The organism is Candidatus Uabimicrobium helgolandensis (assembly GCF_041508025.1).
Classification (GTDB): Bacteria; Planctomycetota; Uabimicrobiia; order Uabimicrobiales; family Uabimicrobiaceae; genus Uabimicrobium; species Uabimicrobium helgolandensis.
Genome location: NZ_CP165719.1, coordinates 4,710,985 through 4,731,799, shown reverse-complemented (window position 1 = coordinate 4,731,799; position 20,815 = coordinate 4,710,985). Strand labels below are relative to the sequence as shown.

Annotated in this window: 17 protein-coding genes; 8 read left to right on the top strand and 9 right to left on the bottom strand. The window is 35.2% G+C overall.

The features are described 5' to 3' along the window. The first annotated feature begins 112 nt into the window (after positions 1–112). The 5 genes from UABHE_RS17255 (at position 113) to UABHE_RS17235 (ending at position 6,430) form a co-directional block, all read left to right on the top strand. Positions 113–1,873 carry an ABC transporter ATP-binding protein gene (locus UABHE_RS17255; protein WP_372364476.1) on the top strand — a complete coding sequence of 587 codons (1,761 nt, stop codon included), beginning with the start codon at positions 113–115 and terminating at the stop codon, positions 1,871–1,873. After that, on the top strand, positions 1,854–3,587 hold the full coding sequence (locus tag UABHE_RS17250) for an ABC transporter ATP-binding protein (protein ID WP_372364475.1): 1,734 nt from the start codon (positions 1,854–1,856) through the stop codon (positions 3,585–3,587). The genes UABHE_RS17255 and UABHE_RS17250 overlap by 20 nt, the downstream gene beginning before the upstream one ends. Before the next feature lie 71 nt (positions 3,588–3,658). Continuing rightward, entirely contained in the window at positions 3,659–4,312 is a 654-nt protein-coding gene (locus tag UABHE_RS17245; RefSeq protein ID WP_372364474.1) for a hypothetical protein, read from the top strand. A gap of 291 nt (positions 4,313–4,603) precedes the next feature. Beyond that, positions 4,604–5,815, top strand: a complete 1,212-nt coding sequence (locus UABHE_RS17240; protein WP_372364473.1) for a leucine-rich repeat domain-containing protein — start codon at positions 4,604–4,606, stop codon at positions 5,813–5,815. A 126-nt stretch (positions 5,816–5,941) separates the two neighbouring features. Beyond that, complete coding sequence (locus UABHE_RS17235) at positions 5,942–6,430, top strand: hypothetical protein (RefSeq protein WP_372364472.1); 489 nt, start codon at positions 5,942–5,944, stop codon at positions 6,428–6,430. A gap of 103 nt (positions 6,431–6,533) precedes the next feature. On the opposite strand, the gene UABHE_RS17230 is transcribed toward UABHE_RS17235, so the two are convergent. After that, positions 6,534–6,998 carry a YHS domain-containing (seleno)protein gene (locus UABHE_RS17230; protein WP_372364471.1) on the bottom strand — a complete coding sequence of 155 codons (465 nt, stop codon included), beginning with the start codon at positions 6,996–6,998 and terminating at the stop codon, positions 6,534–6,536. Positions 6,999–7,231: 233 nt separating this feature from the next. On the opposite strand from UABHE_RS17230, the gene UABHE_RS17225 reads away from it, so the two are divergent. Both UABHE_RS17225 and UABHE_RS17220 read left to right on the top strand, forming a co-directional pair. Beyond that, positions 7,232–7,918 carry an SOS response-associated peptidase gene (locus UABHE_RS17225; RefSeq protein ID WP_372364470.1) on the top strand — a complete coding sequence of 229 codons (687 nt, stop codon included), beginning with the start codon at positions 7,232–7,234 and terminating at the stop codon, positions 7,916–7,918. An 8-nt stretch (positions 7,919–7,926) separates the two neighbouring features. Then, on the top strand, positions 7,927–12,555 hold the full coding sequence (locus UABHE_RS17220; protein WP_372364469.1) for a protein kinase: 4,629 nt from the start codon (positions 7,927–7,929) through the stop codon (positions 12,553–12,555). Between the two features lie 208 nt (positions 12,556–12,763). Here the strand turns inward: UABHE_RS17220 and UABHE_RS17215 are convergent, their stop codons facing one another. From UABHE_RS17215 to UABHE_RS17190, 6 genes are all read right to left on the bottom strand, one after another. Next, positions 12,764–12,955: a hypothetical protein gene (locus UABHE_RS17215; RefSeq protein ID WP_372364468.1), complete on the bottom strand. Its 192-nt coding sequence runs from the start codon at positions 12,953–12,955 to the stop codon at positions 12,764–12,766. Positions 12,956–13,278: 323 nt separating this feature from the next. Continuing rightward, the gene (locus UABHE_RS17210) at positions 13,279–14,247 is read right to left on the bottom strand and encodes a hypothetical protein (RefSeq protein WP_372364467.1); all 969 of its coding nucleotides are present in this window, start codon (positions 14,245–14,247) and stop codon (positions 13,279–13,281) included. A 15-nt stretch (positions 14,248–14,262) separates the two neighbouring features. After that, a complete protein-coding gene (locus UABHE_RS17205; protein ID WP_372364466.1) occupies positions 14,263–15,018 on the bottom strand; it encodes a 3'(2'),5'-bisphosphate nucleotidase CysQ in 756 nt (251 codons plus the stop codon). Beyond that, positions 15,015–15,986: an oxidoreductase family protein gene (locus UABHE_RS17200; protein ID WP_372364465.1), complete on the bottom strand. Its 972-nt coding sequence runs from the start codon at positions 15,984–15,986 to the stop codon at positions 15,015–15,017. The genes UABHE_RS17205 and UABHE_RS17200 overlap by 4 nt, the downstream gene beginning before the upstream one ends. A 12-nt stretch (positions 15,987–15,998) precedes the next feature. Further along, complete coding sequence (locus UABHE_RS17195) at positions 15,999–16,508, bottom strand: hypothetical protein (protein ID WP_372364464.1); 510 nt, start codon at positions 16,506–16,508, stop codon at positions 15,999–16,001. After that, positions 16,505–17,419: a class I SAM-dependent methyltransferase gene (locus UABHE_RS17190; protein WP_372364463.1), complete on the bottom strand. Its 915-nt coding sequence runs from the start codon at positions 17,417–17,419 to the stop codon at positions 16,505–16,507. The genes UABHE_RS17195 and UABHE_RS17190 overlap by 4 nt, the downstream gene beginning before the upstream one ends. Positions 17,420–17,729: 310 nt before the next feature. Here UABHE_RS17190 and UABHE_RS17185 point away from each other — a divergent pair, with 310 nt between their 5' ends. Then, the gene (locus UABHE_RS17185) at positions 17,730–18,668 is read left to right on the top strand and encodes a hypothetical protein (protein ID WP_372364462.1); all 939 of its coding nucleotides are present in this window, start codon (positions 17,730–17,732) and stop codon (positions 18,666–18,668) included. An 87-nt stretch (positions 18,669–18,755) separates the two neighbouring features. Here the strand turns inward: UABHE_RS17185 and UABHE_RS17180 are convergent, their stop codons facing one another. Both UABHE_RS17180 and UABHE_RS17175 read right to left on the bottom strand, forming a co-directional pair. After that, positions 18,756–19,877 carry an HD domain-containing protein gene (locus tag UABHE_RS17180; RefSeq protein ID WP_372364461.1) on the bottom strand — a complete coding sequence of 374 codons (1,122 nt, stop codon included), beginning with the start codon at positions 19,875–19,877 and terminating at the stop codon, positions 18,756–18,758. Between the two features lie 215 nt (positions 19,878–20,092). After that, positions 20,093–20,788: an FkbM family methyltransferase gene (locus UABHE_RS17175; RefSeq protein ID WP_372364460.1), complete on the bottom strand. Its 696-nt coding sequence runs from the start codon at positions 20,786–20,788 to the stop codon at positions 20,093–20,095. Positions 20,789–20,815: the final 27 nt, after the last annotated feature.

Genomic DNA, 20,815 nt, shown 5'->3' with positions numbered 1-20,815 from the left:
TAATCTAACAACAAACAATCAAAAATCAAAATAAAAATCAAATTATTATGTCAGCCACTTTATTTGTTTGTTATTCACTATTACATATGCAAAATAATAAGTAGGAAAACAAGTGAAGATATTTTTAAGTTATTGTAAACGTTATGCTCTCACCTATATATGGTGGTTTGTACTAGGAATGTTTTTTGTAGCGGGTACCAAAGTACTGGCAGTTATGATAATAGAGTCAATAAAAGGAGCTATTGACGCTGTACAAACATCCCAAGCAACAGCGCAGACTGTTGTCCCTTTTGTATACTACATCATTGTATGCGCAGCAATACTTTTTGTTGTGAGAACTTTGTCGCGGCATATGTTTTTTACTCCTGGCCGAATGATAGAGTACAATATACGAAATGATTACTTTCGTCAACTGCTTCTGTTGCAAAGAAATTTTTTTACTGAGCACGAAACGGGTGACTTAGTAAATCGTTGTGCCCACGATATTATGTTTGTGCGTTCAGTGTTTGGATTCTCCGTTATGCAAGTATTCAATGTGTCATTCGCTTTTATTTTTGGATTTACAGCAATGATGCGTATGGATACAACAACAACGCTTTATTTACTAATACCAATGGTCGTATCTTATCTTATTGTTCAAACAAGTATTCTTTTGATGTTTCGCTACTGGAAAGAATCAGATAAAAAAATCGGCGAATTATCTTCTTTTTGTTTATCTTCCTACAAGGGTGTTTCTGTTATTCAAGGTTATAGTAGTGAAGATAGATTTAGCGAGCGCTTTGCTTCTACCAATCAACAGTTTTTAGACATAAACATTAAACTCGCAAAAATTCGTTGTTTTTCATTACCTCTTATTCGTTTTGTCGGTAGTGTATCTGTTTTTACAATTTTATGGATCGTAGGTACCAAGGTCATAAGCGGCAAACTCTCTCTTGGAGAATTAACAGCTTTTATTGGATATGTTTCTATGGTTTTACCACCTCTTATGTCTCTAGGATGGATGCTAAATTCTATTAATAGAGCTTTACCTGCCATGCATCGTTTAGATGAAATTCTTTTAGCTAAACCACAACTACTTGAAGTAACAGAACAACTCTCCCCATGGCAAAAAAAGGGTTGCAACTTAAAACTTGTAAATTGCAATTACACTCATTCACCAGAAGGGGATGGCCAAAAGTTCTCATTGAAGAATATTCACTTGCAACTACCACCAGGAAAAGTTTTGGGAATAGTTGGCGAAACGGGATCGGGAAAAACGACTCTAATCGATTGTATACAACGCTTAAACAATATTTCAAGTAAACAAATATATCTTGATGACTTTGATGCAGCCCACTGCGACATACAAGTATACAGGCAATATTTTTCTTCTGTACCACAACGACCATTTTTATTTTCGACCTCTTTGCGTGACAATTTAAATCTAGCTGGTAAAAGAACTGACAAGGAGCTACTATCCTATTTAGAAATTGCAGGTTTTATTCTTGATCTTCAGCAACTACCAGAAGGATTAGACACTCTAGTAGGGGAGAGAGGTATTATGCTTTCAGGGGGACAACGTCAGAGAGTGGCACTAGCGCGCGCACTACTAAAAGATGCAGATATTTACGTTTTAGACGATGTGCTTTCTGCCGTAGATCACGAAACAGAGAGCACTATTATTGAAAACTTGCGTAACTTTGCTACGGAAAAATCGTTTATCATTATTTCTCATCGTATATCTGCGATACAGTGGGCAGATGAAATACTCGTTATGCAAGATGGAGGAATTGTAGACAGAGGCACCCATAACGAACTTATTGCCAAACCAGGTTTTTACCAAGAAATATACCAATATCAAGCACAAGGACACGATGATGGAACAACTGAGTAATAAAAAATTAATACGAGAATTTTGGTCGCACGCTTACCCCTATCGTAAGTCCTACTATGCCTCTTTTTTGCTAATGTTTGCGACACTTTTTTTTGATCTAGCACGTCCATTTATTCTGAAAACAGGTCTCGATAAAATAACCCAAAGTGATCTAGCAGGACTACATTTTGTAGGGCTGGTATTTTTAGGATTTGTTGTTTTTGAATATATATCGCGCAGTATATTTAATTATCTCGTCAATTTAGCTTTTCTGCGTACGATTTCTCGTATTCGCGAGACAATATTTAATCACGTTATTCAACTTAAAATGGCGTATTTTGACAAGCATCCAGTAGGGGCTCTACTCACGCGAACAATAAACGATGCCGAATCTTTAGGCAACTCTTTGCGTTCAGGAATCGCAACAGTCTTTGTCGATGTACTTACCATTTTTGGTATTGTCATTGTTATGATGACAATCAATTTGCAATTATCCCTAATTATCATCATTGCAGTTCCAATTGTCATGATCACTGTACGCTGGTTTGGTAAAAAACTGCGAAATTGGTATTTAATTGTTCGAAAAAAACTTGCAAAATCAAACGCATACATGGCCGAAGGAATATCAGGTGTTGAAATCATTCAATTATTCAATCATTATGATAATAGCAATAAAGAATTCGAAAATGTAAACCGCGAGTATAGGCGCGCGACTATCTTTACAAATATATATGATGCATCTCTTTATGCTATAGTAGACAGCGTTGCTTCTATTACGGTAGCTGCTTTATTGTACTGGGCAATGGGATTCAATTTCGGTATTGTTGAGATTAGTGTGATTATTGTTTATGTTGATTTGGTTGAAAGAATTTTTGTGCCAGTGCGCGACTTAAGCGGTAAATTCGCCACGATTCAGCAAGCATTCGCTGCCTTGCAACGCGTTTTTTCTTTATTACATGTACCCGATCTAATTAGCAAAGGCACAAAAAAACTTGCAGAAAAAGACCTCTCTATCGAATTTCAACATGTGTCATTTGCTTACAAAGAAGAAGGTCCACAAGTTCTTGAAGACATAAACTTTAAAGTAATGCCAGGTGAAGTAGTTGCTTTAGTTGGGGCAACTGGTAGTGGTAAATCCACAATTGGTAGGCTATTTACAAGAACATATGATGGTTACAAAGGTCATATTTATATTGGCGAAACAGAAATAAGCGATGCGCAAGATCTTCGCGAAAAAATGGCTATTATTCACCAAGACGTAGTATTATTTCCAACAACAATACGTGAAAACATCACCTTAGGAAATCCAAACATTAGTGAAGAAGATATACTAAATGCAATTGCCATTACTCGTGTAGACAAATGGGTACACGATCTCGACGGTGGTTTAGATTTTCTGGTTAAAGAAAACGGCAGCAATCTATCTTCTGGTCAAGGGCAATTAATTGTATTTGCAAGAGCGATGGCTCACAATACTCCGATTATTCTAATGGACGAAGCTACAGCAAACATCGATTCTCTTACTGAAAAATGGATTCAAGAAGCCCTAGAAGAAATTTTTAAATTGAAAACAGTTGTTGTTGTCGCACACCGCTTGTCAACAATAGCAAAGGCCGACCTTATTATCGTTATGAAAAATGGTAATATCGTAGAACGTGGTAAACACGAGCAATTAATGCAAAAAAATGGCTATTACCACGATTTAGTTTCTTCTTCTCAAGAAGAAAGCGCTTAGGAGTATCCCTTAAAAGGAAAGAGGATAAAACTCCTCTTTCCTTTTAATTTCAAAATTATTAAAGATAAAAAATGAACAACTATTTCTATAAAAAAAACAATGCTGGGGATGTAATTGAAACTTGGCAGTACATACATAATATTAACGAACTTCAAATAGGTGAATGGATTTTTTATGCCTGTGACCGTTACTTTGGACGCGTAATATCCAACCAATCACAAGTGCAGATTCACATAGAGCATTTTCGCGATAATACTGTGGCATACCAAGCCAAAATAAAATCACTAGATAAACTTCTTCGTCCAATAAACAATATTTATATTGATTGGCAGATAGCTGAGAACTTTAATGACGCTTACAAGGCCCTAGAAAAAGCTTTTCGAATATGGAAAAAAATAGAATCTTACATTTTAGATACATCCAAAGAAAATAGAGAGAAAATAACTCCTCCAGTTTTTTTTACAAACGGTCGTATATTTGGAAAATGGAGTTCTACAGGGTACTTAAATCACGAAGATTTAGAAAGTCTAAGGAAACAAAGATTTTGCGAAGCTATTGCTCAGTGGATTCCTCTAGAGAAAGTTATAGATTACGAAACAGACGAAACCTTAATCTACATTGATAGATTGCAAGCGATAAGCTATGAAGAAGCTTGCAGTGACAGCAAAATCAATATTTGTAATTGGCTTGCAGTAAAAAGTGGACATTTTATCCAAGAAAACTGAAAAAACAATATATTAGGCGTCGACATTTAAATTTTATGAAAACTGTAAACATCGACGTAGCTTCAAATAAAAGAAATTCCACCTCAACGACTTTTCATTTTGCATTAGATCCGTTGGAGGATTGAAATATTTTTTTCCTTTTTTCCATTATTAATATAATATACTTAAAACCTGTTACAAAATTAGCTGAAGACAAGTAAGCTATGAAGAAATGTACAATTTGTAATTGGCTTGCCATAAAAGCGGTTACTTTATAATTTTGATTAGAGCTTATACAACTTGGAGAAAAAAATGACTCTTTTATCAAAAATATTTGGCAGAAAAAAAATCAAAGGTAGAACGCTTACACAAATTAAAAGCGATACAGAGTACTATGCTTGTACTTTCGATCCACAAGAAGGAAAACATTATTGTATAACAGACTCTGTCTTTGACAATTGTAGTTTTAGAAATGATATTACTTTTGACCTTGTGAAAAATTGTGTTTTCGAAAATTGTGGATTTAGTGCAGATTTTATTATAGATATGCACGATAAAAAGCTATACACTATTCCTCCATCCATTTTTTCGTTAATATATCCTACCGTATTAAATTTGGGTGACAACAAAATAAAAACAGTACCTACCGAGATTGAATTACTACAAAATCTATCTGAATTAGATTTACGCGAAAATAAAATAACTAGTTTGCCAGTAGAAGTTTACGATCTAGAAAATTTAAAACTTTTAAACGTATCGCAAAACAATATTAGCGAATTCCAATCTCAAATCAACAAATTACAAACATTGGTTACCTTTTGCGCTTCACAAAATAAACTAGATCATATTCCGCTAGAAATATTTAAACTAAAAAACCTCGGAAAGTTAGATCTTAGCGATAATCGAATCAACAATTTACCAAAGAAAATTTCTCAATTAACAGAATTATGGAAGCTAGATTTATCGAGAAATCTCATAGCAAGTATTCCTGCGCAAATTGGTGAATTGCAGAAGCTAGAAGAATTAGATTTACCAGGTAACGGTATCACAGAGTTTCCTTTAGAGCTTTTCAATTTAAAAGAACTTTCAGAATTAGATTGTTCGGAAAACCAACTAACAACAATTCCTTCGCACATTAAAAATTTACAAAAGCTTGTCGAACTACATTTAAACGAAAACAGCATCAGTCACTTTCCTCCTGAATTACTCGAATTAAAAAGATTATGTTCTCTGTGTCTTTCAAATAACGAGATCGGTGATTTACCTAGTAACTGGGAAAAACTAGAGAATTTATCGGTATTAGACTTATCAAATAACAACATAAAAGAACTTCCTGCAAGTTTCGGGCAATTGCAAAATCTTTCTGTATTAAACTTAAGCAACAACAAACTAACCGAACTGCCATCAGAAATTAGCCAACTTGAAAATCTTTGTGAACTTTGCTTAGTCGGAAACGATTTAGAAAGCAACCAAAAGAGAACAATTAAAAGTTGGATTCCAACGAATTGTACTATTGACTTTTAATTTAGACCTCAAAATTAATTTAGAAAAAAATTTGCTTATCTCGAAATCGTTGCCAATAATTAAACTAGGATTGAATAACATATAATTTTAAGGCGGTGCAAAAGCACCCTATCAAAGGAGATTCATATGATAACTCGTTTAATTATTTTATTACTGGCCATTACTTTTTGCGCACCAGTATTCGCAGAGCAATTTTTTGTAGAGCAAGTAGCTTTTGATATTGATGACGACGACAAAGAAGAAGCTAAAAAAGGCGACGACAAAGAAAAAGCTAAAGAAGGCGACGACAAAGAAAAAGCTAAAGAAGGCGACGACAAAGAAAAAGCTAAAGAAGGCGACGACAAAGAAGAAGCTAAAGAAGGCGACGACAAAGAAGAAGCTAAAGAAGACGACAGCAAAGAAGAAGCTAAAGAAGGCGACGACAAAGAAGAAGTTAAAGAAGACGACAGCAAAGAAGAAGCTAAAGAAGGCGACGACAAAGAAGAAGTTAAAGAAGACGACAGCAAAGAAGAAGCTAAAGAAGGCGACGATAAAGAAGAAGCTAAAGAAGGCGACGACAAAGAAGAAGCTAAAGAAGGCGACGACAAAGAAGAAGTTAAAGAAGACGGAAAATAAATTGAAATAGACTTACCCAACATCATCCTTATTTGGTTTACAAACAAGAGGCTCTTTCTTTCTGATGGAGCCTCTATTTTTTATTGGCCTAACAAAAGTTATTTTATTTTTTGTGGCTTTTTTCTTCATGGTGTTTTTTTGCAAGAGTAGGCCAATTTTCATGCCCTTTTTTAATTAAATTTCTCATATCCTTTTGCCATTTTTTTTGAATATCTTTATTGTAATTTAGATATAATTTTTTATCTACTACTTTCCAAGCTAAAGGATCAATTTTCGCGGTATAACCATTCCCTACAGCCCAAGCACAAAATCCACCAAACTGCGGAGCATATTTTTGTGGAGTTTTTTTGAAGAGCTGCAAATTTTCTTTGGTTTTAAATAACCATTTCGCTCCATTCCACTCTACTAAAAATTTCTTTTGTCCCTTTGCAGGTTTTTTTTGCACAAAGTATGCAACAACATCATAACCGTCAACAGCAATTTTTTTGTTGTCTACGCGAACAAAATCTTTCTTCTCTCCCGCTGATAAGCCCATTAGCATTATCGAAACAATTAATAAATATCTCATCCATTTCTCCTCAAAAGTAACAATTTGATAAAAATTCGTTTAGGATGTTGTTAAACAAATCCTAAACGTTTAGTCAAAACAATATACAATGTTAGTCGACGTTTTGGTATTTTCATTACAAACCTTGACAAAAATATTTAGAACTAGACTACAATTACTTGTATAATAAATGTTAACACTCCCTAACAAATATCTATTACTTTTTAAATTTATGTTCTTTAAAAGAGATACTTATGTGTGGACGATATGCATTACATTCCTCTTTAGAGGAAATCGCGGAAGAATTTTCAGCAAAAATACCGCAACAAAAAATAGAAAAAAGATACAACGCAGCTCCAGCGCAAAAATTACCTGTCATTATTCGCCAACAACAAAACTATATAAAATTGTTTTCTTGGGGTCTTGTTCCTTCTTGGGCAAAAGACCCATCAATTGGTAGTAAAATGATCAACGCTCGCAGCGAAACTATTGCTGAAAAACCTAGTTTTCGCAAAGCCTTTAGTCGAAGTCGCTGCTTAGTACCAGTCAATGGCTTTTATGAATGGAAAAAAACAAGTAGCGGCAAACGCCCTGTTTATATTACTCCAAAAAACGCTGCAATTTTTGCTTTTGCTGGTTTGTGGGAAACGTGCCAAATAAATGAGAAAACAATTTTCTCATTTACTGTTGCAACTACAGAACCAAATAATACTCTAAAAGAGATTCACAATCGCATGCCAGTGATACTAACAACCAAACAAAATCAAAATATATGGCTAAATGAAGACTCTCCTGCGCAAGAATGTTTAAAATTACTACGGCCCTGCGATGATGCGTACATAACACACCACTACGTATCGCGTAAAGTAAATGCAACTTATAACGACGCTCCTGAACTTATAAAGCCAGTAACTTACCCTGAGCAAAGTGAATTTTTCTAGGAAAAAAAATGACAAGCTCTAACTCTCAAAGTAAAAACCAAGAAATGCAATTGTTGTTGCAGAAAATGATTCACCAAGGTGTATGTAGCAAACAAAATGCATTTGAGTTATGGCAAAAATGGCTAAAAATGACGAGTCTAAGTCCTCTTTGCCCTAAAAAATTTCTAGCATCTCAAGGTTTCAGTCAGCAAATTTTTTCAAATCAAACAAAGTTTAATCCTCACACAACAACCGGAGCCCAACCGAGTGCCAATAACGATAACCCTAAACGCAAGTTTGGCAATTACGAGATAATAGAGGAAATTGCCCGCGGAGGAATGGGGGTTGTTTATAAAGTTTATCAACCTGAAATGCGGCGTTATGCGGCATTAAAAGTACTAAACAATGCCAGCCAAACAGATATGCGCCTTATTCGTCGTTTTTTTCGAGAAGCCAAAGTAACTGCTGCACTAAAACATCCAAATATTATACCGATATACGAAATGAGTAATATCGAAGGGCAAAATTATTTTGTCATGAAACATGTTAATGGTGGAGATTTTGAAGATTTTATTAAACAAGATCATAGTTTAAATAAATTAATAGAAATTCTAATTAAAGTTTGTCGTGCTCTAGATCACACACACAGTCATAATGTTCTTCACCGCGATATAAAACCATCAAACATACTCTTAGACGAAAGCCACGAACCCTACCTTGCCGATTTTGGGCTTGCAAAAACTCTAGACAGTAAATCAATGTTGACTCAAACAGGAGCAACTATAGGAACAGCGTATTACATGGCTCCAGAGCAAATTGAATCAAAAAACGTTACTCCACTTATTGACATTTATGCTATTGGTGTTATGTTATACCTAATTCTCACCAAAGAGCTACCTTTTCTTGCCGATACTCCTGCTGCACTATACAGAAAAATCCTTACTGAGCAACCGACTCTTCCTCGAAAAATTGATAGTAAAATTCCACAAAACTTGCAACACATTTGCTTAAAGTGTTTGCAGAAAAATCCCACATTTCGCTATCAAAAGCCAGGACTCATAGCTGACGATTTACAAAGTTATCTAGAAAACAAAGATGTTGTTCTACGTGAAAGTAGTATACGCATCCGTTTATTACAATTATTATCCCACAAATACGCTCGCGTAATACTTGCTATAATTTGTACAGCTACAATAGCTTTTTCTATACACACATTTGTTGCTCGTCAACAAAATCACAGTGTAGAAATATCAACGATTTATCAAAAAGCCGAACAATATTTTTACGAAGGTAAGATTAATGAATCGCTTAAGTTACTTCTGAGAATTGCAAATGATAATTCTTTGTGGGAAACTCACGCGCTTTTAGGAAAAGTCTATTTAAAAAAAAATAATCGTTCTTTAGCTTTAAAACACATCGACCAATCGTTCCGAATCGCCGATACTCCTCAAGTGCGTTATTTAAAGGCATTATTGTATTATCGCGAAAACCAGAGTTCAAAAGCTTTGAATTATTTAAACAAATCCATTTCTTCCCACAAATATTCTGAACTCTATCGTTTACGTTCTCTTATATGCAAAAAAACACAACCCAAATTAGCCAAGCAAGATACCACACAAGCGCAAAAATTAGAACAGCAAATGATTCAAAATTTACAAAAAAGTATCGAACAACCATTAAGCGATAAGCAATGGGGAAAAGCTCTATCAAGGTTAAAAACAGCAGAACGTAATTATCCTAGCTGCGAATATATTTATGTTCAAAAAAGCCACATTTACTTTGCAGAACAGCAATATGAAGAGGCAATATCTGCCATAAACGAAGCAATTAAATTACATACCACAGATGAATACCGATTACTTAAAAGTAAATACCTAAGACGCGCTGGTTACTTTCGTCGCGCTTTGCTTTTACTCGAAAAAATATCATCGCAGCAAAAACCATTATTTTACCGAGAATACGCCAAAACTCTATTTAAGTTAAAAAAAATGCGCCTTGCAAAAGAGGCATATCAAGTTATTACCGCAGAAGAGTACACGAAACAAGACCATGTTTTTTTAGCAAAAATATCTATTGAATTAAGAAACTACAATGCTGCCAAAAAGCATCTCGAGAGTTTAATCACAGAGTACGACAAAGATGATGAAGTTCTCTACTACTATGCTTATTGTTTATATGAAGAATATCAATACCAACAAGCAGAAAAGTACATAACAAAGGCTCTTGAGTACAACAAAAAAATACCTCGCGCCAAGTTAAAACTGCTCCAAGGAAAATGCTATCATAAGATGCAAAAGTTCTCTCTTAGTCTTACTGCTATCAAGGAAGCGCAAACAAACCTATCTAAAGATGTGCAACTATACAATGTTCTAGGAGAAATTTATCAGCATCAAAAAAACTACGAAAAAGCAGTAACTTCTTTTTCAAAATGTATTGAATTGCAACCGTGGAACGATGCATTTTATCAAAAACGCGGAGTGGTATATGGTAAGCAAAAAAATTACGCGGCGAGCCAAAAGGACTTGCTCAAAGTCATGAGTTTAAATCCGCAAAATTACGATCCACTTGGTCATTTGTTTAAACAAGCATTCGAAAACCCAAGTATTCGCCAACAGGATAGTTATCTTAGATCGTTAGTTGGAGTAGGCGACCACTTATATCGTAGAATAAAGATTGACTTACTAGGCGAGGAAAAACAAAATTTAACATCTCTCTATCTTGAGCAAAATAATTTACTCAAGCTAGGTAATACAAATGAAAAACATATAAAACAGTTTATAGACACGTTGTGCTCTATGAACAATAAAGAAGTTGCCACAACAGCAATCACCGCTTTAATATCGATGGCCCATTCGCCAAAAGTACTTGAAAAGATACAAAATAAAATAAATACCAATCCTAGAAATTTTCTTTTGAAAAAAGCATACAAATCAGTAAAACGTCGCTATATACAAATCCAAAGTACACGTGTAAAAGCATTACTAGTACGCTACTATGTTGCACGCGATAACGAAGCACTGCTTTTTTTGTATCGATTTAACGATAACGCGAACATTTTATACAATATACTGTTAGACGAAGAAGAAAATGACATTGTGCGTTACTTTTCAGCACGGGCTTTAAAAGACTTAAAAACAGTTCCGACATATGAACTGCTACAAGAATTAAGACGCGGAAATAACACATGTGCTTTCCTATTATCATCTTTAGCCTTGGGTAAAAATGATGCTCAAATTCAACATCTACAAAAAACTCCAAACAATTCTCTTATAAAAACCATCATTGCTAAGCATAGTATCAACCCACAACTACTTATTTTTCTACTACAAGATAAAAACTTACTTGTTAGACTGGCTGCAGCAAAGCGACTATGGGAACAAGGGAATAATGCCGGAGAGACATTACTCGTAAAACACTTTCGTAACCCTAATGTTTTTATCCGCCGCTATTGTTACTTTCACTTTTGGACCTTAGAAGCACAGTCACTCCAAAAACACAAAGAACGTATTACTCAGCAATATCAAACGCATCTCCTTGATGGCTTAAACGATAAGGATGAAAATGTAAAAAGAATTTGTTTAATGAAAACAGCATATATTGATTCGACAATATGTTTAAAGAAAGCCTATCAACTTACTCATGACAAAAGTCTATTTGTCAGATTTCAAGCCTTGACAACTATTGGCATAAAAGGAGATGTTGAGACATGTGCCGCTTTTGGAACCAAGCCAAACGAGCATTTTCTAATCAAACTACCTGCCCTACTAGCTGTCAGAATGAACAAAAAAAATAAGAAAAAAAATTTATTAAATTTTATGAAATTTATTAACCATATTTTTGCAGAAGAAAACTCAGATATACGCGTACTACTTATGCGAGAATTAGGGGGAGCGCTACGTGGACTAGGAAATAGCTTTCTTTTGAAAAATCTAAATCATAGTAATAGTTATAATCGCGTAGGAGCTTTACTTGGTTTGGCAAACAGCAAAAGAGACTACTCTAAACTAGCCTATCCACTTTTGGAAAATGATCCGAATTTAACTGTACGTAGCGCTGCATCACTTGCAATTGTGTTAGGTTTGGGAGCAAACAATCGTTGGCAAGAACTAAAAAAATATCACACGATAATCAAGAAAAAATCATATAACGTACGTGAAGCAGCAGCCTTAGCTTACTCCGACCTAGTCGTAAAAAATAATGAACGCCATAAGCATACTTTAAAAACAGGAGTATGGAACGAAAAACAAGTGTACCAAAAATATATTGAACGTATAATTGAAAAATTTTCAGAACGAAATGAGCACGAAAAAAAACGTAGCCTACGCATTCTTAAACTATCTTTAGACTTAACTCCTCAAGACTCAGAATATCTTTTTAGGATAGGACTTTTTTACTTCGTAAATAAAAAATTTGAGAAATGTAAAACATTTATACAAAAAGCTCTCGACCAAAAAAACAATAATACCGTATACCAGTTATGGCTAGCAAAAGCTCAGTATCGCTCAGATGAGTATAAGAAAGCACTGCAAACAGTAGAAAAAATATTATACCAAGATCCATGGGACAAAAATGCTTTAGGTCTTAAAATTCGTATTCTACGTGCACTTGGTGAAAACGAAAAAGAAAAAGCCGCTCATAAACGCTGGCAGTTATTTTAAGTGATTCGCAAAAAGTTTTTGAGCACGTTTCAAGTCAGCGTAGAATCTGAGTGTCAAAGAAGGACAGTTTGAGAGGCACATAGTTATAGCTATGTAACCGAAGGTTCGAAGACTCGACGCCGCTATGATACTCAAAGGCAAGCTGCGCGCTTTTAAAAACTTCTTGTGACTTGCTTAAATATCGACACGTCCTAGTCTAGGACTGTATTTATTTTTCCCGCAACGCTTTTTGTATCCAAGGCTGCAAATTCTCTTTTGATCCTAGGGAAGTAGCTTTTTTCCAGTCGCGAATAGCCAAATTGTATTTTTTTTGTTCATAATAAAATATTCCTCTACTTATGTAAGCTTTTATATATAGAGGATCTATTCGAATCGCAACGTTATAATCTCTTTCGGCCATTGCATATTTCTTTTGTACTTTATAGAAGAGCCTTCCTCAATTAACAAAACTTGTACTCAAATAGTCGCGTTTATTCATCTTCATTTTGAAGCAACACAAATACAAACAAAAAACACGACACTAGAAAAAAAATGCCTCCAAGAAGACTCATCTGATCTCCAGATCGAATGCTAGAGACAATAAAAAATAAAGCAGAGATAATGAATAATATCCAACCCACAAGTTGGAGCTTTACAAGTTTTGACATAACTTAAACACCACTGTAAAATTTAGCGATTAGTAAACTACTAAAAGTAAAAGTAGTATCATAAACAAAAAACAGATCAAAATGAAAAATACAGTTGATCAGGATTTAGGCTTTTACACACTCTATAAATTTGTTTTTTTACAAAATTAGGTAGGTTGCGATACTCAAAGACATCATTAAGGCGTAAGTTTTCATACCACAAATGAATAACTTCTTTATCTTGATTTACTTTTAGCAACTCAAATAGAAAATTGATATAGACTTCTTCATCCCAAAACCACAACAAATAGCTATATCCTCTGTTGATATCACCAAGAAAATCAACGGCTTCTGACAAAATGTCAATTATTGTATGATTTAGTGAATGGCGAGCAAAAGTCATTGCTGTGGCGACTCTGATAGCTCTATTAGAATCAGATAATAAAGGTTCTAATTTAAAACTTTGTAGATCTTTAGAGGACTTAGACAACATACCAATTGCGAAAATGGCATTGATTATAGTATCAAGATCTGACATATCATTGAAAAATTTTTTTATCACTTGAAGTGATTGCTCTTTATTCTTCGGAAACCATGACAAAGCATAAAAAATAGAACTATTTAGTCTGGCATTATCTATGCTAATTAATGATATTAACTTTGGTATTTCTTTCTCTACAGCTTCGTAACATCTCTTCTTTAAGTATATCTGGCAATTATTTATATTCGAATGTTGAATTGTATCGTTTTTTTCAAAATTAATACCTGTAGCCAAATTGTGATGCTGCCAAAAATCTAAAACAAGAGCTGTTAAAAGAGTGACAATCTCATGTTTGTCCATGACGCCTTTATCTGCTAGTAATTTGTATAGTTCAGGAATTACATAAGGACTTACCTCATAGTACATTCCATCACAAAATATATTATCACGTAAATCAGAAATTGCTTTCTCTCGTTCTTTAGAATTATCACTGGCAAGGGATTGTAGTTGATATGGAATATCAAAAGCTGATCCACAAGAATGAGAAAGTTCTGTCCAATCTCCAACGATAACATGATTAAACACGATCAGCTCCTAAAATTAGCTTACTATCCCTAAAATCTCTCTATGACTTGCATACAAAACCCCTACGCGATTCATAAATACAGTCTCTTTATTATTTAGATTCAAAGTATTGCCATGGCTATCACTAACTACTGCGCCTATCTCTTCAAATAAACAAGATGTCGCGGCATAGTCCCATAAACAGCCACCTCCTTCTGTGATTTTTGGTCTCTTAACAAAACAAGCAGGTGCCTCTTCTAATACCCAGCAAGCATTCATCACCGCCCCTCCGCGGTCTATCAATTCATACGATCCGTCAAAAATTGGCTTCCAATCCCAAATCTTTTTATTGCGAAAAGCTCCGAGATTCTTGATAGCGTGATATAAGGTTTTTGTTCGCGGATCGTAAACTACTCCTAAGCAAGCACGCCCTTCGCGAGAAACTAAAGCAATCGAAACAGCGTAACCTGGACGTTTCTCAGCAAAAGGCAATGTTCCATCCAAGGGATCAATACACCAGAAATAGTCTTTTTGAAAGCGACTCAAATCATCGTCACTTTCTTCTGTTAATAATCCCAAATCGTATTTTTCGCATGTGGGATGAATCAATTTTAGTATTATTTCTTGGCTCATTAAATCTACTTCTGTGACTATTTGAGAAGCCCTGCTAGACCCACAATCTTTATTCTTGACAGCAATATCACGTTCAGAATATTCTTCGATCATATCCCCTGCTTGTATAGCTGCTTCAATTGCTATCTCACATAAAACTTCCAAACGCTGCTCATTCATAACGATTCCACTACTTGACGCGCAAGTCTTTCGCTATAACTATTAATCTTCCAATGCCCTGGGCTCCACCCCTTGAGAAAGCGATGAAAATCTGTCCACGCGACAGGGAATAGAGAACGCCAGTCTTTTTCTAACGCACAAAAATCAATAACTTTGTTTTTCTCTTTTAATGCATATTTAAGAACATCAAAATAGTAATCGAGCAGTTCACTTTCTAATTTTTCACATTCATCTTCGCGCAAACAACTACCAATAAAATAAGCGAGGTCTTTCATTCCACAACCTGCGCCGACATATTGAAAATCTACAGCAGCAACTCTTTTCCCGCTTTTACCAAAACAAAAATTAGCTAGTTTTGCGTCACCATGAACAAATGTCTGAAAAGAACTATCGCGCAATTTTTGATCAATTTTTTTTGCCGCTTTTTTTAGTGGTAGGTCATCTAATGCCTTTAGTTCATCGGGACGCGTCTCTAAGTGCCAGTAAGTTCCATTTTCCCAAAGTTCATCAGGGGATTTATTCATATATGTAGCGTGAAAATTGGCGAGCCATTTTACACATACTTTTATTTCGCTAAAAGTTACTGTTCTTTTTAGCTCTCCAAACCCTACATAAGCAAGATCTTCGAGTACAATCAATGTTTCATTATCGTAGAAATCCATAGCAAAACACTGTGGTACATAACAATTCTCATCGCAAAAGCGACTCCAATTTCGGTACCAAGCCATCTCTACTTCGTAAGATTTTACTTTTCTTTGATGGGAAATATCAGTATTCCAACCGCGTGGATGTGTACTTTTTTGAGGTAAACGTATGTGTTTAACAACAACAGACTCTAAGTTTGATCCGATAAGAGCATAACGCATAATAACCCCGTATCCACTCCACAAATCTTGAATCTTCTCGGTTTCAACCAGCTCTTTAGCCTTTGTAGCATCAAGCACAATTTTTTTAAAACGACTATTCATTATATACCTAATTCAAAATTTTGGTGAAAAGAACCACCGCAAAAACTTTTCAAACGACAACATCATAATAAGAACAAGAAAAGTAATCACAGCAACAACTAAGTCTTTAGTGTGGTATATAGCAAGTCCCACTCCAACAATAGCAGTGGGTATGCGCAAAATGGTAAAAGGACCAAATATAACAACACTTGTTATGCTACGCAAATCGACAGAAGGAATAGCGCGCACGATGAACGCTGCCATGACAATAATCGTATACGGAACATATATAACCAGCATCAAGTAACCAGCGCGATTCACATTTTGTAAAAATAATTGCGCATTTGCAGTAACTAGCCATCCTAAAAATATTAAACTGCCTGCAATTAAAATGGGAATATGTCCGATCAAAACACCACATGCCATTCTCTGTAAAAAATATTTACCTTTATAAATAAGTGCATTTTTGCCCGCAGCACTGCGATAGCCACTAAATGCACAATCTAGCACCGCCAAAACGTATAACAAGCCAAGAACAATCATTTCCATTCTCCTAAGCGATTGCTACGTCTACCAAGTTGCTTCTTCAGATCCGCGCGTAGATGTGGGCGTAATCCTAAAAAAGTGTGCATTGCTCGCGGAATAGGTAAAAACCATAGTTTAGAACTGTAAATCGCCGTGGAGAAAGAAATATCTTTTGCTGCTGCATGTAGTGTTTGTCCATCATAAGCTCGTTTAGCAGAAACAATGCCATCGTGAAAACAAACGGCTTCTTTCATTCTCGCCAGATGAATTACCCACGCACCTGGAATAGAAAAAATTGACGGTTGAAAATCAAAATGGCAAAACGCTTGGGTTTGTTCTTTATTGTGGCTTTGAAAAAACAACTTTAGATGGTCACCACGAAAATGATGAATAACTCCTGTCGATATATAAATTGTCGCCACCTCATCCATTTCAAAAGCATTAGCGACAGAAAAACGCACATTTAAGTTTTCTATCTGTGCCAATCGGCGCGCTTCTTCAATTAACACAGAGTTATAATCAGCTCCTACCAATTCAACGTTAGTCAAATCCATATGAGCTGCAAGCCACCGTAACACATAACCAGTTCCGCAACCAATATCGACAATCCGCAAAGGAGAACTTGTGCCACTGTTTATAAGCACCTGTATAAGCGGTTGCAATAACTCGGCAACACGCTGTCCATGTTGAAACTCTTCAGAAATATACTGCAGTTCACAATGAATAACAAGAAACAACTGATTAACATAGTCTTCATCTAAAAAGCCTTTTTTTTCTGGCATAGCAGAAACTATTTTCACAGCTTGCTTATTACCGCAATCTAAAAATTTGCTTATCACATTTTTCTTACGCACAGGTATTCTATTCAATGATTTAGGGTCAAATGCAATGATTTCATCTGAAATTTCGAGTAATTTATTCGAGTCCATACATATCTCTTTGTTTTAAATTTTCAGGCTAAGAGGAAAAAGCTATCAACAACAGAATATCAAAATAAAATAAAAAAGAAAAGTCCAGGTTGTTGTTTTATAGGTATAATTAAGTAGAAATTGCCTAAGTGAACTGACAAAAGTAGTTACCCGTTGAGTGCAGGGCTTTTATTTTCTAGCGAGGCGCGACGAAGGCGCGCAACTGTAGCTGCGTAACTAAGGAGCAACAAAGCTAGAAATTAAAAGAACAAAATGTCAATAGGTAAATACTTTTGGCGGGTCACTTACTTTATTTAGAAATGAGCATATAATGATAATACTTTTCCATGGCACAATAGAAGAAAACGTCAAAAAAATAAAAAAAGAAGGGCTTCTCGATAACACAACAGATCAGTGGATATTAGAAGTTACACAAAGAAATGTTTGCTGCGTTAGCAACCAGCCTTCTTCTGGAGAGGGAGGAAATGCTGCTTATTTTGCTTATCGCAATCCCAAGATTAAGAATCAAAATGGCTATTTAGTGGTGATCGAAATTCCAGAAGAGATATACCGAAATAAAATCATTGCTATTTTTGATAATAAAATTCTAGACGATTATGTAAAATTTCATTTTTTTATAAGAGAAGAGTTTCGCAATATAGGATACGAGCTATTTTCTAAATTACGCACTCACCGAGAACAACACAAAGATTTTACAAAGCTAGACGAGATAACAAAGCGTCAAGGAAATGAGCAAGATCGCCTCATTGTATCGCCGAGCGATCAAAGACTTTACAATAAACACTTAAAAGAGAATGAGCGCTATATATATCAAATTTTAGGCATTGAAATCACCGACGAATTTTGGAATTTTATAGAAGTTCTAGGAAAATGGGAAACATTATATCAATTTTTACATATACACTTTGCAAATATTGACGCACAAAAATACCAAAATTTTTGTAAAGATGCGCCTAATAAACTCGATCAATTTTGGCGTAGTTTTTATACTTCGTTTCCTCTACAAATTGATGATTTACGCCACGAATATTTTAAAGATTGGTTCTCTCCTAATTGGCTAGATAGTCGGCGATTAACAAAAGAAACAAATAATTGCCAAATTCTAACCGAGGCAATAGAACTTCAACACATTCTAGGGTTTATAAAAATAACAACTCCATCTGGGTTTGCTGGAGATTTTCGATCTTCGCGCTTACACGGTGGATTTGCAAGTCTAGTGTGGAAGGAAGTAGATAAACTGTGGGAATAATTTCTAAAAGTGTCAGACTGCAAGTCTGACACTCTAGGACTAACCTATCGATTCATCATCAAAAAATTCAATTATCTCTAAATAACATTACATGTTGTTCAAAGATATTTCCAATTCTTGCATATAACGAATAACATCGCGAACATCATCAACAATCATTCCTTTTTCTCGCCCACGATTATCAAAATGGCGCAGCGCCATTAAGTCATCAAAATATTCACTGCGATTTAATCGTTGTCGATGGCGATGCCCTAACGATCCTTTTTGAATCTTAAGAGCGTCCATGTGGTGGCGGATTAAAAATAGAGTCCGAGGCGCAACATAAGGCTCCAAAATCTGCGCAGCTATTTCGGCATGGTGCTTTTTATCTACAGCTTTTCCCACATCATGGAGTAAAGCCGCTTGTAAAAATTCTAGATCATATCCATATCCTTCGCGGCGAGCCAGCTCAAAAACTTGTAGGCTATGGTAAAGAGTATCACCCTCGGGATGGTGTCTTCCACCTTTAACTAATTCCAAAGGAAGCAAAAGTGATTTAAACATCTCGTAATCACTCACTTCGCTACAATACTTCTCGCATTCGCTATCAATGTCAACAAGAGGATATTCTTCATTAATAAGTTGCACTAGCTGGTCTATAGTCGCTGTCTGCATAAAACCACCAGAAATAGAACATTTGAATCGATATTTCAAGTAATCCATACTATAAATTGTCAGCTCTACCTCAAAAACTCCGTGCAAATGAACATGGGTAAATATTCGTTCAACATTGTATTTTACAACGCGTTTTCTTTCCACTTCATATGTTAAATTCTCTTGGTCCAGGATTTGCGTAACACATGAAATATTTCGCGCAAAAAGATGGATATCAATATCCGAGTTTTTACGAATGTGTCCGGTGAGAGTGCTGCCGATAAGTTTGGGAGTAAAAGAGTGTAATTGCTTCATCAATGTTAAAGCATATAGACGCATCGCTTGTAAATTTTCGATACGTTTTTCTCCTTCATGAAAATCAGCTTGGCGCAAAATTTCATGACGAATTTCTTTATTAGAAGGGAGTTGGGATTGACGCTCATCAGCATTTACTTGACGAGCTGCTTTCATTTTTGCGGTAAAATATTGGGCTTCTCCTTCGGTGTACATCATTTTTGCTGCTTGTAAGGTAATTGCCCGACGAACTTTATTTCTTCTTTGGTTTTTCCTTTTCATTACTCAATGTATTTGCCACACAACGCTCCACTTTGTGAATCAACGAAGTGTAGCTTTCCTTGTTGTTATTGTTATTTGATATTTTTCAAAATTCCGAAAAGGTCGGATTATCTAAATGATAACATTAAAAGTACTTATAGCACCAATCTTTTTAAAAAAGACTAGTCACAAACTACATTTTTTTCTCCCAAATTACTACAAATCTTACCACAGCTCTATCTAGGATCCTGGTTTTTCTTTGGTTTAAATATATAGTTCATTTTATCGTCGAGCATATCGGTGTGGAAACGTTCATATTCTAGCTTCGATAGAAAATCCAAGATCTTTTCATAATTCTCGTCACGTATTTCAATTAATAATTCAGGGCGATTTTTTGTTATTGTTTTAGACGCTCCTTGCAAAACTTCCCACTCATGACCTTCAACGTCTATCTTGATAAAACCAATATTTTCTAACTTTAAATCGTCTAGCGGCTTTACAAAAACAACTTCCTCTTTAATCTCACATTTAAATTCAAAATAATTAGTAAAGCTAGAAAAATTTCCATATACAATATTGCCAACAACAGGTGTATACAATTTCATCTGTTGCTCTTTCGACGACAAACCAATGTTGAGCACTTCGACATTTTTCATTTTTGAATTACTCAAGTTCGCTGACAAGTATTTTTGCGCCTCAAAGGCATACACTTTTTTAAACATTTTAGACATTTTATACGAGAACAAACCTTTGTGAGCACCAATGTCCACAGCATTCTTATCCAAACGCGATTTTATAATTCTGTCTAAAAATATGAGTTCTGGCTCATCATTTCTTATTTTTGTTGCCAGATAATGCAGCTTCAACCGGCAAAACAAAGGAACAAACGGCAAAACTTTGTTCACGATTAGTTTAAAAACAAAGACCCTCATATTTTTTCCTAAACAAGTATTAAATAA

Bases quoted from the DNA above. Each gene is read 5' to 3' on its own strand.
- UABHE_RS17195 (WP_372364464.1), bottom strand. From the start codon at position 16,508: ATGATTGTTCTTGGCTTGTTATACGTTTTGGCGGTGCTAGATTGTGCA.
- UABHE_RS17190 (WP_372364463.1), bottom strand. From the start codon at position 17,419: ATGGACTCGAATAAATTACTCGAAATTTCAGATGAAATCATTGCATTT.
- UABHE_RS17235 (WP_372364472.1), top strand. From the start codon at position 5,942: ATGATAACTCGTTTAATTATTTTATTACTGGCCATTACTTTTTGCGCA.
- UABHE_RS17230 (WP_372364471.1), bottom strand. From the start codon at position 6,998: ATGAGATATTTATTAATTGTTTCGATAATGCTAATGGGCTTATCAGCG.
- UABHE_RS17245 (WP_372364474.1), top strand. From the start codon at position 3,659: ATGAACAACTATTTCTATAAAAAAAACAATGCTGGGGATGTAATTGAA.
- UABHE_RS17205 (WP_372364466.1), bottom strand. From the start codon at position 15,018: ATGAATGAGCAGCGTTTGGAAGTTTTATGTGAGATAGCAATTGAAGCA.
- UABHE_RS17250 (WP_372364475.1), top strand. From the start codon at position 1,854: ATGATGGAACAACTGAGTAATAAAAAATTAATACGAGAATTTTGGTCG.
- UABHE_RS17200 (WP_372364465.1), bottom strand. From the start codon at position 15,986: ATGAATAGTCGTTTTAAAAAAATTGTGCTTGATGCTACAAAGGCTAAA.
- UABHE_RS17185 (WP_372364462.1), top strand. From the start codon at position 17,730: ATGATAATACTTTTCCATGGCACAATAGAAGAAAACGTCAAAAAAATA.
- UABHE_RS17180 (WP_372364461.1), bottom strand. From the start codon at position 19,877: ATGAAAAGGAAAAACCAAAGAAGAAATAAAGTTCGTCGGGCAATTACC.
- UABHE_RS17220 (WP_372364469.1), top strand. From the start codon at position 7,927: ATGACAAGCTCTAACTCTCAAAGTAAAAACCAAGAAATGCAATTGTTG.
- UABHE_RS17215 (WP_372364468.1), bottom strand. From the start codon at position 12,955: ATGGCCGAAAGAGATTATAACGTTGCGATTCGAATAGATCCTCTATAT.
- UABHE_RS17175 (WP_372364460.1), bottom strand. From the start codon at position 20,788: ATGAGGGTCTTTGTTTTTAAACTAATCGTGAACAAAGTTTTGCCGTTT.
- UABHE_RS17225 (WP_372364470.1), top strand. From the start codon at position 7,232: ATGTGTGGACGATATGCATTACATTCCTCTTTAGAGGAAATCGCGGAA.
- UABHE_RS17240 (WP_372364473.1), top strand. From the start codon at position 4,604: ATGACTCTTTTATCAAAAATATTTGGCAGAAAAAAAATCAAAGGTAGA.